General features: G+C 68.7%; 12 protein-coding genes. 6 read left to right on the top strand and 6 right to left on the bottom strand.

The window, feature by feature from the left end; translation table 11 throughout:
* Window positions 1-15: 15 nt before the first annotated feature.
* The 5 genes from AC1DXX_RS23695 to AC1DXX_RS23675 form a co-directional block, all read right to left on the bottom strand.
* Entirely contained in the window at window positions 16-588 is a 573-nt protein-coding gene (locus AC1DXX_RS23695; protein WP_478136655.1) for a class I SAM-dependent methyltransferase, read from the bottom strand.
* Between the two features lie 25 nt (window positions 589-613).
* Complete coding sequence (locus AC1DXX_RS23690; protein ID WP_478136654.1) at window positions 614-742, bottom strand: hypothetical protein; 129 nt, start codon at window positions 740-742, stop codon at window positions 614-616.
* Window positions 743-771: 29 nt separating this feature from the next.
* Window positions 772-1,995 carry an MFS transporter gene (locus tag AC1DXX_RS23685; RefSeq protein WP_478136653.1) on the bottom strand — a complete coding sequence of 408 codons (1,224 nt, stop codon included), beginning with the start codon at window positions 1,993-1,995 and terminating at the stop codon, window positions 772-774.
* Window positions 1,996-2,105: 110 nt separating this feature from the next.
* A complete protein-coding gene (locus AC1DXX_RS23680; RefSeq protein WP_478136652.1) occupies window positions 2,106-3,317 on the bottom strand; it encodes an MFS transporter in 1,212 nt (403 codons plus the stop codon).
* Window positions 3,310-4,518: a serine hydrolase domain-containing protein gene (locus AC1DXX_RS23675; RefSeq protein ID WP_478136651.1), complete on the bottom strand. Its 1,209-nt coding sequence runs from the start codon at window positions 4,516-4,518 to the stop codon at window positions 3,310-3,312. Before AC1DXX_RS23675 ends, AC1DXX_RS23680 begins: the two co-directional genes overlap by 8 nt.
* Before the next feature lie 90 nt (window positions 4,519-4,608).
* On the opposite strand from AC1DXX_RS23675, the gene AC1DXX_RS23670 reads away from it, so the two are divergent.
* The 6 genes from AC1DXX_RS23670 (at window position 4,609) to AC1DXX_RS23645 (ending at window position 12,310) form a co-directional block, all read left to right on the top strand.
* Complete coding sequence (locus AC1DXX_RS23670) at window positions 4,609-5,517, top strand: LysR family transcriptional regulator (protein WP_478136650.1); 909 nt, start codon at window positions 4,609-4,611, stop codon at window positions 5,515-5,517.
* 75 nt (window positions 5,518-5,592) lie between these two features.
* Entirely contained in the window at window positions 5,593-7,581 is a 1,989-nt protein-coding gene (locus AC1DXX_RS23665; RefSeq protein WP_478136649.1) for a DNA topoisomerase IV subunit B, read from the top strand.
* Between the two features lie 23 nt (window positions 7,582-7,604).
* Window positions 7,605-8,489 carry a lytic transglycosylase domain-containing protein gene (locus tag AC1DXX_RS23660; RefSeq protein ID WP_478136692.1) on the top strand — a complete coding sequence of 295 codons (885 nt, stop codon included), beginning with the start codon at window positions 7,605-7,607 and terminating at the stop codon, window positions 8,487-8,489.
* 41 nt (window positions 8,490-8,530) lie between these two features.
* On the top strand, window positions 8,531-9,652 hold the full coding sequence (locus AC1DXX_RS23655; RefSeq protein WP_478136648.1) for a Kelch repeat-containing protein: 1,122 nt from the start codon (window positions 8,531-8,533) through the stop codon (window positions 9,650-9,652).
* Between the two features lie 49 nt (window positions 9,653-9,701).
* Window positions 9,702-12,119 (top strand): DNA topoisomerase IV subunit A, encoded by a 2,418-nt coding sequence (gene parC, locus AC1DXX_RS23650; protein WP_478136647.1) that lies wholly within the window; start codon window positions 9,702-9,704, stop codon window positions 12,117-12,119.
* The gene (locus tag AC1DXX_RS23645) at window positions 12,119-12,310 is read left to right on the top strand and encodes a hypothetical protein (RefSeq protein WP_478136646.1); all 192 of its coding nucleotides are present in this window, start codon (window positions 12,119-12,121) and stop codon (window positions 12,308-12,310) included. Before parC ends, AC1DXX_RS23645 begins: the two co-directional genes overlap by 1 nt.
* A gap of 4 nt (window positions 12,311-12,314) precedes the next feature.
* Here AC1DXX_RS23645 and AC1DXX_RS23640 read toward each other — a convergent pair.
* On the bottom strand, window positions 12,315-13,386 hold a 1,072-nt coding region (locus AC1DXX_RS23640), incomplete at its 5' end, for an MBL fold metallo-hydrolase (protein ID WP_478136645.1).

Here is a 13,386-nt window from a genome sequence, read left to right as displayed (position 1 = left end):
GCCGGCCCGCCCCCTTCAGTTTCCCTCAAGGAACGGGCGCATGGGATGGCCGGGCGCCGGCTCCCGGGGGCGGATGGCGGCAATACGCTGCACGAAGCGCGCCGGTTCGGGCAGGAACCCGTCTTCGTAGGCCACCACGCGCAGATCCGAACAGGCGGCCAGCAGCTCGCCGGGCTGCAGCAGGAAGTCGGCGCGCGAGGGCTTGCCGACGGTTTCGTTGCCGGCGGCAAAGGTTTCGTAGAGCAGCACGCCACCTGGCGCCACGGCGGCCACGATGTCCGCCATGCGGGGGCGCCACAGGTAGTTGGTGACGACCACCGCGCCGAAGGTCTGGCCGGCGAAGGGCCAGGGGCCGGACTCGATGTCGGCGGTGACGGTGCGACCGTAGGCGCCTGCGGCTTGTGTGGCTTCCGGCGACCGGTCGACGCCGGTGGCCGGGTGACCGCGCCCCGCGAACCATTGCATGTGCCGCCCGGGCCCGCAGGCCACATCGAGCACGCTGGCGTCAGCCGCCAGCAGATGCGACCAGCGGACGATCCATTCCGAGGGCGCACCAGTGCCGTGCGGTAGGACCCTGTCTTCTTTCATGGCCGATCATGCCCGGCAGGCGGGCTCAAAAACAAGACCACACCTGATCGACCAGCGTCACCAGAAAGTCCGGACGCGTATAGAGCGCGAACACGCTGCCCAGCACCGCCGTGGCCGCGGCGAGCCAGCCGGCATGCAGGAGGTGTTGGCGCATTGGCGGTGTCATGGCGTCATTGTCCGCAATCAGCCGGGCATCGCCGCCGGCCGCACCGCGCGGGCGATGGCGTGTTCCTTGACCGGCAGGTTGATCAGCGCCGCGAACACGCCCAGCGCAATCGAGATGTACCAGACCACGTCATAGCTGCCGGTCGTGTCGTACAGGTAGCCGCCGAGCCACACGCCCAGGAACGAGCCGACCTGGTGGCTCAGGAACACGAAGCCGCTGAGCATCGACAGATGCGCCACGCCGAAGATGCCCGCCACGATCGCGTTGGTCGCGGGCACCGTCGAAAGCCAGAGGAAGCCCATGGCCGCCGAGAAGATGTAGACGCTGATCGGCGAGATCGGCACCACCAGGAACAGCGCGATCGATGCCGCCCGGGCGAAGTAGATCGCCGCGAGGATCTTGCGCTTGGCGAGTCTCTGGCCCAGCAGGCCGACCGTGTAGGTGCCGAACACGTTGAAGAGCCCGATCAGCGCCAGCGCGTAGCCGGCCACGTCGGCCGACAGGCTTCTGTCGCGCAGATAGGTCGGCATGTGGATCCCGATGAACGCCAACTGGAAGCCGCAGACGAAATAGCCCGCCATCAGCAGCCCGAAGCTCGGATAGCGGAAGGCTTCGCCCACCGCGTGCACCACCGACTGCTCGCGGTGCCCGGCCAATGCCGCGGTTTTCGGTTCGCGCAGGCCGAAGGCCAGCGGGATGATCACCAGCACCACCACCGCCAGAACCGTCAGCGCTGTCTGCCAGCCCAGGTGCCCGATCAGGCGCCCCTCGATGGGCGCCATCAGGAACTGTCCGAACGAGCCGGCCGCCGCCGCCACGCCCATCGCCCACGAGCGCCGCTCGGCCGGAATCTGCCGGCCGATCACCCCGTAGATCACCGCATAGGTCGAGCCCGCCTGGGCTGCGCCGATCAGCACGCCGGCGCTCAGCGTGAACAGCAAGGGCGTTGGCGAATGCGCCATTCCGAACAGGCCCAGGGCATAGAACACCGCGCCGCCGACCAGCACGCGGAAGGCGCCGAAGCGGTCGGCCAGCATGCCGGCGAACACGCCGAAGATGCCCCATGAAAGGTTCTGGATCGCGAGCGCGAACGAGAAGGTCTGCCGGCTCCAGTCCTGGGCCTGCGTGATCGGCTGCAGCCAGAGGCCGAAGCCGTGGCGGATGCCCATCGAGAGCGTGACGATCATGGCGCCGCAGAGCAGCACCTGCTTGATCGAGAGGGTGGGGGCGGGGGCTTGCATGGCGTCGAATGTAGCCATTTGCGTGCTGTGGCAGGTGCCATGGCGGCCAAAGCCATTGATGATTTATCGGGGCCGATTCAATGCGCTCCGGTCATCAAAGCCCCGGGGCTTCAACGTGCTGTCGCCGCCGCGACAGCACGCGAGCCCGGAAAGCCATGTGCGCAGGCTCGCCAGGCCAGCATCAGCGCCGGCACCAGCAGCACGATCAGCGACCACGGCAGCACGCCCGCGCCGCGGCCCTGCAGCAGCACGCCGCCGATCAGCCCACCGCCCGCGATGGCCACGTTCCACGCCGTGACCACCATCGACTGCGCCACGTCGGCCGAGTCGCCCGCCGCTTGCGCCGAAGCGGTCTGGAACAGCGTGGGCGCGCAGCCGAACGCAACGCCCCAGACCACCACGCCCAGGTAGATCGCCGCCGGCAAGCCCGCGGCCGTGCCCAGCAGCAGCGCTGCCAACCCAAAGGCGGCGGTACTCGCCAGCACCAGCTCGCGCAGCCAGCGGTCGATCAGGACGCCCGTGACCCAGATGCCGACCAGCGACGCCGCGCCGAAGACCAGCAGCACCAGGTCGATCCGCGCACCCATGCCGGCGTGCGTGAGGAAAGGTGCGATGTAGGTGTAGAGGATGTTGTGCGCCAGCACGAAGGCCAGCATCACCGCCAGCACCGGACGCACGCCCGGCATCAGGAACACGCGGCGTACGCTTTGCTGCCGTTCGGCGGCCTGGCCCGGAAAGTCGGGCACCTTCCAGCGAACCCAGCCGAGCAGCGCCACCGACAGCGCCGACATGATCAGGAACGCCGGACGCCAGCCCACGGTGGCGCCCAGCAGCGCACCCGCCGGAATGCCCAGCGACAGCGCCAGCGGCCCGCCCAGCATCGCCACCGCGATGGCGCGCCCCTGCATCGACGGCGGCACCATGCGGGCCGCATGCCCGGCCACCAGTGCCCAGAGCAGCCCGGCGAACACGCCGGCAAAGAAGCGCGCGACCAGCGTCAGCGGATAGCTGTTCGACAGCGCCGTGACCGTGTTGACGATGACAAAGCCGCCGATCGCCATCATCAGCAGCGGGCGCCGCCGCCAGCCGCGCGTGAAGGCCACCAGCGGAATGGCCGCCACCAGCGAACCGATGGCGTACACCGTGACGAGCTGGCCGACCAGCGCGGGCGAAACGGCGAGGCTGGCGCCGATCTGCGGCAGCAGGCCCGCCGGCATGGCTTCGGTCAGGACCGTGATGAAGCCGGCCGTTGCCAATGCGAGCAGGCCGGACAGGGGCAACCTTGTCCGACTGCCCGCCTGGTGTTGCGTGTGCTCATGCATAGACAGCATCCCGCAGGTCGGCCACGAAGCGGCCCGACATGCCTTCGTACAGCGTGTTGCTGAAGGCCACCACGCTGAGTTCGCGGGAGCGGTCGACAAACCACGAATGCCCGTACGCGCCGCCCCATCGCCAGGTGCCCTCGGACTCCGGCGAATTGGCCGCCTTCGGGTCGTGCAGCACCGAGAAGCCGAGGCCGAAACCGCTGCCCGGCGCGTCGGCGGGGCCCCAAGCACCCGTGTGGTTGCGGCCCATCTCGTCCACCCAATTGGCGGGCAGCAGCGGCGCACCGCCGCCACGCAGGCTTTCGAGCAGGCGCATGAAATCGCCCGCGCTCCCGACCATGCCCGCGCCGGCCGAAGGAAAGGCCGTCGCGTCGAAAGCCCGCGCCGGGTCGAAGCGGATGCCCACGGTGTCTTCGAAGGGCGGGGCGATGGTCAGGCCCTCCATCCGTTGCGGCGCGCAGCCCTCGGCGCCGTTCACATAAGGCGTAGCCAGCCGGCCGTCGCGCGGCGCGAAGAACGCGGTGTCGTGCATCTGCAGCGGTCCGGTCACCAGGGTGCGCACCGCATCGCCCAGCGGAACGCAGCAGACCGCCTCGACGACACCGCCCAGCACGTCGGTGGCCAGCGAGTAGCCCCATCCCGTGCCCGGCGCGAACAGCAGCGGCACCTGCGCGATGCGCCGCAGGTTCTCGGCCAGCGTGAGGCGGCTGTCGTCCATGCCGTCGGAAACGCCGGCCTGCGCATACGGCCCGTCTTCCGATGTCTCGAAGAAGCGGTAGCCCAGCCCGGCGGTGTGCGTCAGCAACTGCCGCAGCGTGATCGTGGCTTCACCGCCGCCGCCATGGCTGTCAAGCAGGCGAGGGCGGAAGTCCGGCAGCCAGCGGGTGACCGGGTCCTCCAGCGTGAGCCGGCCCTGCGCGACGAGCACCATCACGGCGGTCGACACGATGGGTTTCGAGACCGAGGCCAGCCTGAACAGCGCGTCTTCGCGCATCGGCAGGCCGGCCTCGCGGTCCGCCAGGYCGGCGGTGCGGCGGTGCACGACGCGCCCGCCATGGGCGACCAGCACCACCGCGCCGACCAGCCGTTGATCGGCCAGCGCACGGTCGACGACGCCGTCGATGCGCGACGGGTCCGGGCCGCGCCAGCCCTGTGCCGCCGCGGAAGAAAGGGGAGAAATTTCAGTGAGGAATGACATGCCGCCAACGATAGGAAGAAGGCGACTGCGGAAAAAGGGGGATACAGTTCCGCTCAATACGGACATCGATGTCCGCAATGGAGCCTTGCCATGGACAGCCTCAGCGGCTTCACCGTCTTCATCCAGGTTGCCGAGACCCGCAGCTTCGTCACCGCCGGCCGCGCGCTCGGCGTGTCCGCTTCCGCCGTGGGCAAGCGCGTGGCCCGGCTCGAAGAGCGGCTGGGCGTGCGCCTGTTCCACCGCAGCACACGCAGCATCACGCTCACCGCCGAAGGCGCACTGTTCCTGGCGCGCAGCCGCCGCGTGCTGGCCGAGATCGAGGCCGCCGAGCAGGAGCTGTCGCACTCTGCCGAAGCGCCGCGCGGCAAGCTGCGGGTGAGCCTGCCGCTGGTCAGCTCGCTCGTGCTGCCGGTGCTGGCCGACTTCATGCGCGACCACCCGGCCATCGAGCTCGACCTGGACTTCAGCGACCGCCTCGTCGACGTCATCGAGGAGGGGTTCGATGCCGTGGTGCGCACCGGCGAGCCCGCCGATTCGCGGCTTTCGGCGCGCCGGCTCGGCGAGTTCTCGCAACTGCTCGTGGCCTCGCCCGACTACCTGGCAGTCCACGGCACGCCGGCATCACTGGCCGATCTGGCGAGCCACTTCTGCCTGCACTACCGCTACCCGGCCACCGGCAAGGTCGAGGTCTGGCCGCTCCTGCAGGGGCCCGACGGCAGCGAGGCCAAGCCGCCGGTCTCGATGATCTGCAACAACATGGAAACCCGCCTGTGCTTCGCGCTGCGCGGCCGCGGCATCGCCTGCCTGCCCGATTTCAGCGTGCGCGAGGCCCTGGCCGCGGGCCGGTTGCGCAGCGTGCTGGCCGACCACGTGAGGCCGCATACCATCGGCCTCAGCGTGCTGTGGCCTTCGGGGCGCTACCCTTCGCCCAAGCTGCGGGCCTTGATCGACTTCCTGGGCGCCCGCATGTTCAAGCCGCAGGCTGCGGAAAGTTCCTGAATTTCGCGGCGCCGCCGGAACGATGCCTGTATGGGTATCCAGTTATTCCAAGACCACTGACTACAATCCGCCCCCATGGCGACTCCCCCCAAGACCTCCTCAGATTCCGCTTCCGGCTATTCGGAAGGCTCCATCCGCGTGCTCAAGGGCCTCGAGCCCGTGAAGCAGCGCCCGGGCATGTACACCCGGACCGACAACCCCCTGCACATCATCCAGGAAGTGCTCGACAACGCCGCCGACGAGGCGCTCGCGGGCTACGGCAAGAAGATCAAGGTCACCCTGCACACCGACAACTCGGTCAGCATCGAAGACGACGGCCGCGGCATTCCGTTCGGCCTGCACCCCGAAGAAAAGGCCCCGGTGGTCGAGCTGGTGTACACCCGGCTGCACGCAGGCGGGAAGTTCGACAAGGGCTCGGGCGGCGCCTACAGCTTCTCGGGCGGCCTGCACGGCGTGGGCGTGTCGGTGACCAATGCGCTGTCGAAGCGGCTCGAGGTCGCCACGCACCGCGAAGGTTCGGTGGCCAGGCTGGCCTTCAGCGCCGGCGACGTGATCGAGGCGCTCGAAATCCGCAAGCTCGAGGCCGGCGAGCGCCGCCAGGGCACCACGGTGCGCGCCTGGCCCGACGCCAAGTACTTCGAGACCGCCGCATTGCCGATGAGCGAACTCACGCACCTGCTGCGCAGCAAGGCCGTGCTGATGCCCGGCGTCAGCGTCACGCTGACGGTCGAGAAGACCAAGGAAACGCAGCAGTGGCTCTACAAGGGCGGCCTGAGCGACTACCTGATGCAGACGCTCAACGGCGACCCGGTGATCCCGCTGTTCGAAGGCAGCGGCCATGCCGACAAGAACGCCGACAACTTCGCCGAAGGCGAGGGTGCCGACTGGTGCGTGGCCTTCACCGAAGACGGCCAGCCGGTGCGCGAGAGCTACGTCAACCTGATTCCCACCAGCGCCGGCGGCACGCACGAAAGCGGCCTGCGCGACGGCCTCTTCACCGCGGTGAAGGGCTTCATCGAACTGCATTCGCTGCTGCCCAAGGGCGTGAAGCTGCTGCCCGAGGACGTGTTCGCGCGCGCCTCGTACGTGCTGAGCGCCAAGGTGCTCGACCCGCAGTTCCAGGGCCAGATCAAGGAGCGCCTCAATTCGCGCGACGCGGTGCGGCTGGTGTCGAGCTTCGTGCGCCCCGCACTCGAGCTCTGGCTCAACCAGCACGTCGACTACGGCAGGAAACTCGCCGAACTCGCCATCAAGGCTGCGCAGACGCGCCAGCGCGCCGGCCAGAAGGTCGAGAAGCGCAAGGGCTCCGGCGTGGCCGTGCTGCCCGGCAAGCTGACCGATTGCGAGAGCAAGGACATCGGCCACAACGAAGTCTTCCTGGTCGAGGGCGACTCCGCCGGCGGCAGCGCCAAGATGGGCCGCGACAAGGAAAGCCAGGCCATCCTGCCGTTGCGCGGCAAGGTGCTCAACACCTGGGAGGTCGAGCGCGACCGCCTGTTCGCCAACACCGAAATCCACGACATCTCGGTGGCCGTGGGCGTCGATCCGCACGGCCCCAACGACACGCCCGACATGAGCGGCCTGCGCTACGGCAAGATCTGCATCCTGAGCGATGCCGACGTCGACGGCTCGCACATCCAGGTGCTGCTGCTCACGCTGTTCTTCCGGCACTTTCCGAAGCTCATCGAAACCGGCCACGTGTATGTCGCAAAGCCGCCGCTGTTCCGGGTCGATGCGCCTGCGCGCGGCAAGAAGCCGGCCTCCAAGGTCTACGCGCTCGACGAGGGCGAATTGACCGCCACGCTCGACAAGTTGCGCAAAGATGGCGTGCGCGAAGGCGCCTGGAGCATCAGCCGCTTCAAGGGCCTGGGCGAAATGAGCGCGGAACAATTGTGGGAAACCACGCTCAATCCGGACACCCGGCGCCTGATGCAGGTACAACTGGGACGCTTCGACTTCACGTCCACCCAGGGCGAGATCACCAAGCTCATGGGCAAGGGCGAAGCAGCCGCCCGGCGCGAGTTGATGGAACTGCGTGCCGACGATGTCGACATCGATGTTTGACCCTCGTGACCCTTTCAGATTTCATGCGTCCGTTGCTGTTGGCTTTCCTGCTGTGCATGCAGCAGGGGCTGGCGCACGCCGCTGAGATCTACGGGTACATCGACAGCAAGGGCGTGGCGCACTTCGCCTCCGAGAAGATCGACGAGCGCTACCAGGTCTTCTTCCGCGGCGGCCAGAGCTTCGACACGGCGCAGGGCCTCTCGCCGCTCGGGCGTGGCGCGCGCAAGCTCGACGGCAAGGTGCCGCCGGCATCGCAGACCTTGCTCGCGCTGTTCGAGGCCTCGCCGAGCTACAAGACCGCCAAGGCCGCACTGCGCGACGCGTCGAACAAGCATTCCATCGACTACGAATTGCTGCAGGCGCTGATCGCCACCGAATCGGGCTTCGACGCGCAGGCCGTCTCGCCCAAGGGCGCGATGGGTCTCATGCAGCTCATGCCGGCGACCGCGCAGCGCTACGGCGTCGCGGCGGACAAGCGCAGCACCATCGAGAAAAAGCTGTTCGACCCGCGCATCAACATCGCCGCCGGCTCGCGCTACCTGGGCGACCTGATCGCCATGTTCCCGGGCCAGATCGAACTGGCGCTCGCGGCCTACAACGCGGGCGAGGGCGCGGTGCAGCGCGCGGGCAACAAGATCCCGAACTACAAGGAAACGCAGAACTACGTGCAGACGGTGCTGCAGCTCTATGCCTACCTCAAGCCGTCGGTCGCGACGGGCGGCGGTGGAGGTGGTGGGCGCAGCGGCAAGGCGCTGGGGCGCATCCGCATGGAGCTGGTGGTGCCGAAGGGCGGCGCCCTGGGCCGTGGCAACTTGCCGCCCGATTCGCCGGGCCGCATGCCGGCCATGCCCGACGTCCCCGAGCAGCCGGTGGTCCCGGCGAGCGCGGCGGAAACGCCGGTGTCCTGATGGCCCGGCCCCGCCTTTTGCCATCGCTGAAGGAGCCCTTCATGCACCGTCGAAGCTTCGTCCTCGCGACCGCCGCCTGCGCGGTCGCAGGCACAGCGCGCGCGCAGCATGCGGCCACGCACGACACGCTGCCGGCGGCGCCTTCGTCGGCCGAGCCCTATGCGCGTTTGCAAGGCGGCGTTCCGCACCACATGACGCCCGAGCAGGAGGCCCAGCGCGTCACCGACAGCCCGGCACCGGCCGGCCCGGCCGGGCGCTGGGTGCCGCGCGCAGCCTTGCCGATCCCGCGCAGCGAGATGGCCTGGGCCACCGCCGCGCAAGGGCGCATGCATGTGGTCGGCGGCTATGGCGAGGGCGCGGTCAATCGCGACTACCACCACATCTACGACCCCAAGGCCGACCGCTGGCTCGACGGCGCGCCGCTGCCGCGCGGCGCCAACCACGTCGCGGTGACGGCCGAAGGCGGCCGCGTCTATGCGCTCGGCGGCTTCGTCGAGCAGAACCGCCGCTCGGACACCAACGCCTACCTCTACGACATCGCAGCCAACCGCTGGAGCGCCATCGCACCCTTGCCGCGCCCGCGCGGTGCCGCGGCGGCCGTGATGCTCGACGGTTCGCTGCACCTGATCGGCGGCGCATCGGAGCCCGCGGCCGAGCGCGCCAGCGTCGGCTGGCACGAGGTCTACGACCCCAAGGCCGACCGCTGGTCCGGCCGCAAGCCGCTGCCCGGCGCGCGCGACCACGTGGGCTGTGTCTCGCACGGCAACCAGATCCATGTGATCGGCGGCCGCTTCAACACCTTCGAATACAACACCGACCTGCACCACGTCTACCTGCCCACGCGCGACACCTGGGAGCTGCGTTCGCCGCTGCCCACCGCGCGCTCGGGCCACGGCCTCGTGGTCTACCGCGGCCGCTTCTTCGCCATGGGCGGGGAGGGCGGCTTCCTGGTGGGCGGCGTGCCGCGCCAGGCCAAGGTGTTCGGCCAGATGGAAAGCTACGATCCCGTGGACGATGTCTGGCAACGCCATGCGCCGATGCGCACGCCGCGCCACGCTGTCGGTGCCGCGGCGATCGGCGACTGGATCTACGTGGCCGGCGGCGGCGCGGTGCTCGGCGGCGCCGTGCAGTCCGCGGTGCACGAGGCTTTCACTTTAGGTTGAGCGCGAACGCGCACGGCCTGCAGCAACTGTTTTTCTTTTCTTCTTCTTCATGGACGATTCCCAACCCCCGCTCGATCTCCAGGGTCCCACCGACGGCGACACCACCCTCACGCTGGCCGACTACGCACAGACCGCCTACCTCGAATACGCGCTCAGCGTGGTCAAGGGCCGCGCGCTGCCCGATGTGTCCGACGGCCAGAAGCCGGTGCAGCGGCGCATCCTCTATTCGATGTCGCGCATGGGCCTCGGCTTCGGCGGCACCAACGGCACCGTGGGCGCCAAGCCCGTCAAGAGCGCACGCGTGGTCGGTGACGTGCTCGGCCGCTTCCACCCGCACAGCGACCAGGCCGCCTACGACGCGCTGGTGCGCATGGCGCAGGACTTCTCGCAGCGCTATCCGCTGGTCGACGGCCAGGGCAACTTCGGCAGCCGCGACGGCGACGGTGCCGCCGCCATGCGCTACACGGAAGCGCGCCTCGCGCGCATCACCAGCCTGCTGCTCGACGAGATCGACGAAGGCACGGTCGACTTCATTCCCAACTACGACGGCAGCACCGAAGAGCCGCGCCTGCTGCCCGCGCGGCTGCCCTTCACGCTGCTGAACGGCGCGAGCGGCATCGCGGTCGGCCTGGCCACCGAGATTCCGAGCCACAACCTGCGCGAGATCGCCGACGCCTGCGTGGCGCTGATCAAGTCGAACGGCAAGCTCAGCGAGGAAGAACTCTTCGCCATCGTGCCCGGCCCTGACTATCCGGGCGGCGCGCAGATCATCAGCGGCCCGAGCGACATCGCCGATGCCTACCGCACCGGCCGCGGCTCGCTCAAGGTGCGCGCGCGCTGGAAGATCGAAGACCTCGCGCGCGGCCAGTGGCAGCTCGTGGTCAACGAGTTGCCGCCGGGCGTCAGCACGCAGAAGGTGCTCGAAGAAATCGAGGAAATCACCAACCCGAAGGTCAAGGCCGGCAAGAAGGCCCTGAGTGCCGACCAGACGCAGCTCAAGGCCGCAATGCTCTCGGTGCTCGACGTGGTGCGCGACGAGTCCAGCAAGGACGCCGCGGTGCGCCTGGTGTTCGAACCCAAGACCTCGCGCATCAGCCAGGACGAGTTCATCACCACGCTGCTCGCGCAGACCTCGCTCGAGACCTCCTCGCCGATCAACCTCACGATGGTCGGCATCGACGGCAAGCCCACGCAGAAGTCGCTGCGCCAGATGCTCAACGAGTGGATCGCGTTCCGCGAGATCACCGTCGAGAAGCGCTCGCGGCATCGGCTCAACAAGGTGCTGGAGCGCATCCACATCCTCGAAGGCCGGCAGCTGGTGCTGCTCAACATCGACGAAGTGATCGCGATCATTCGCACGGCCGAGGACCCGAAGGCTGCGCTCATCGCGCGCTTCAACCTCAGCGAACGTCAGGCCGAGGACATTCTCGAAATCCGCCTGCGCCAACTGGCGCGGCTCGAGGCCATCAAGATCGAACAGGAGCTCAAGGGCCTGCGCGACGAGCAGAAGAAGCTCGAAGACATCCTCGGCAGCCCGGCCACGCTGCGCCGTCTGCTGATCAAGGAAATCGAGGCCGACGCCAAGACCTTCGAAGACCCGCGCCGCACGCTGATCCAGGCCGAGAAGCGCGCCGTCGCCGAAGTGAAGGTGGTCGACGAACCCGTCACCGTGATCGTGTCGCAGAAGGGCTGGGTCCGCGCGCAGAAGGGCTGGGCCAGCGAGAAGGCCGCAGCGGCGAACGGCGCGAATGGAGAAAAGGGCAGCGCAACGCCCGAATACAGCTTCAAGTCCGGCGACGCGCTCTACGGCGCCTTCGAATGCCGCAGCGTCGACACGCTGCTGGTGTTCGGCTCCTCCAAGGACAAGACCGTGCGCGTCTACACCGTGCCCGTGGCCTCGCTGCCCGGCGCGCGCGGCGACGGCCAGCCGGTCACCACGCTCATCGAGCTCGACGCCGGCACGCATGTCACGCATTTCTTCGCGGGCCCGGTGAGTGCGGGCGTGCTGCTTTCCAACACCGGCGGCTATGGCTTCATCGCGACCGTCGAGAACATGATGTCGCGCCAGCGCGGCGGCAAGGCCTTCATCGATGTGGGCGAGGGCGAGCAGCTCTGCCGTCCCTCGCTGGTGGGCGGCGCGAGCGGTGCCGAGCCGATGCCGGCCGCCACGCATGTGGCCTGCGCCTCGACCGGCGGCCGCATCCTGACCTTCGACATCACCGAACTCAAGAGCCTGCCGAAGGGCGGTCGTGGTTTGACACTGATCGACCTCGAAGCCAAGGACACGCTGGCGGGCGCCGCGGCCTACACGCGCAGCGTGAAGATCGAAGGCATCGGCCGCGGCGGCAAGGAGCGCGAAGAAACGCTGGAAATCCGCACGCTCAACAACGCGCGCGGCACCCGGGCGCGCAAGGGCAAGGCGGCCGACCTGGGCTTCAAGCCGGCCAGCATCGTGCGGGTGTTGTGATGGGCGGCATCGACATCAGTGTCATCGGCATCTTCATCGCGGTGGTCACCGGCCTCGGCAGCTATGTGTTCGGCCGGCGCATGCGCGAGAAGCGCGCGGCCAAGCGCCGCGAGAAGGACCGCATCGCGGCGCAGGCCAACGAGACCCGGCAGGTGCGCCGGGCGCGCGAGCGGCGCGAAAGCGGCAAGTAACCGGCTAGCGCAGCCCCTGCCACCAGCGCGCATTGGTCCGCGCCTGCCCCACCGTCAGCACCTCCCCGATCACCGGCGTCGCCAGCTCGATCTTCTTCGCCGCCGTCAGGTCCGCGATGCGGTCCAGCGGGTCGTGCCAGGTGTGGAAGGCGAGGTCGAAGGTGCTGTTGTGCACTGAATAGAGCACCTTGCCGCGCAGGTCTTCGAAAGCCTGCACGCTCTGCTCGGGCGTCATGTGCACGGCGGGCCAGTAGGCGTCGTAGGCGCCGTTTTCCATCAGCGCCAGGTCGAAGCCGCCGAAGCGTTCGCCGATCTGCTTGAAGCCCGGGAAGTAGCCCGAGTCGCCGCTGTAGAAGATGCGCTGGTCGCCGCTCTGCACCACCCATGAAGCCCACAGCGTGCGGTCGCGGTCGGTGAGGGTGCGGCCCGAGAAGTGTTGTGCGGGCGTGGCCGTGAGTTTCACGCCGTCGTGCTCGCCGCCCTGCCACCAGTCGAGCTCGGTCACGCGCTCGGCCGGCACGCCCATGTCCACCAGCCGTGCGCGCACGCCCAGCGGCACGAAGTAGCGCTGCACCCGCTGCGCGAGGTACTCGATGGTCGCGACGTCGAGGTGGTCGTAGTGGTCGTGCGAGAGGATCACGCCCTCGATCGGCGGCAGCTGCTCGAGCCTGAGCGGCGGTTTGTGAAAGCGCTTCGGCCCCACCCACTGGAACGGCGAGGCGCGCTCGCTGAACACCGGGTCGATCAGCCAGTACTTGCCCTGCAGCTTGAGCAGGTGCGACGAGTGGCCGAGCCGCACCACGTGGTTGGCCTTGAGGTYCAGCGCGTCCAGTTCCTTGGTGCTGAGTTCATGCACCGGGATCGGGTCGACCGGCATCGTGTCAACCTTGCTGCCGACGATGAAGCGCGACCAGATGCGCCACGCGCTCGCCGAGGGCTGGGCCTCGGGGTTCGCCATGTTCCGGAAGCCGCCGTCCTTGAACTGCGGCGAGCTTTCGTAGCGTGTTTCGCCGCCGCCGGCGGCACTGCAGCCCGCGACGAATGCGCAGCCGGCTGCGGCGAGCACGGTGCCGCGG

It is taken from the genome of Variovorax sp. P4_B10 (genome assembly GCF_056402375.1).
The sequence above is the reverse complement of the archived record's forward strand: the minus strand, read 5'-3'. Positions and strand labels throughout refer to the sequence as shown.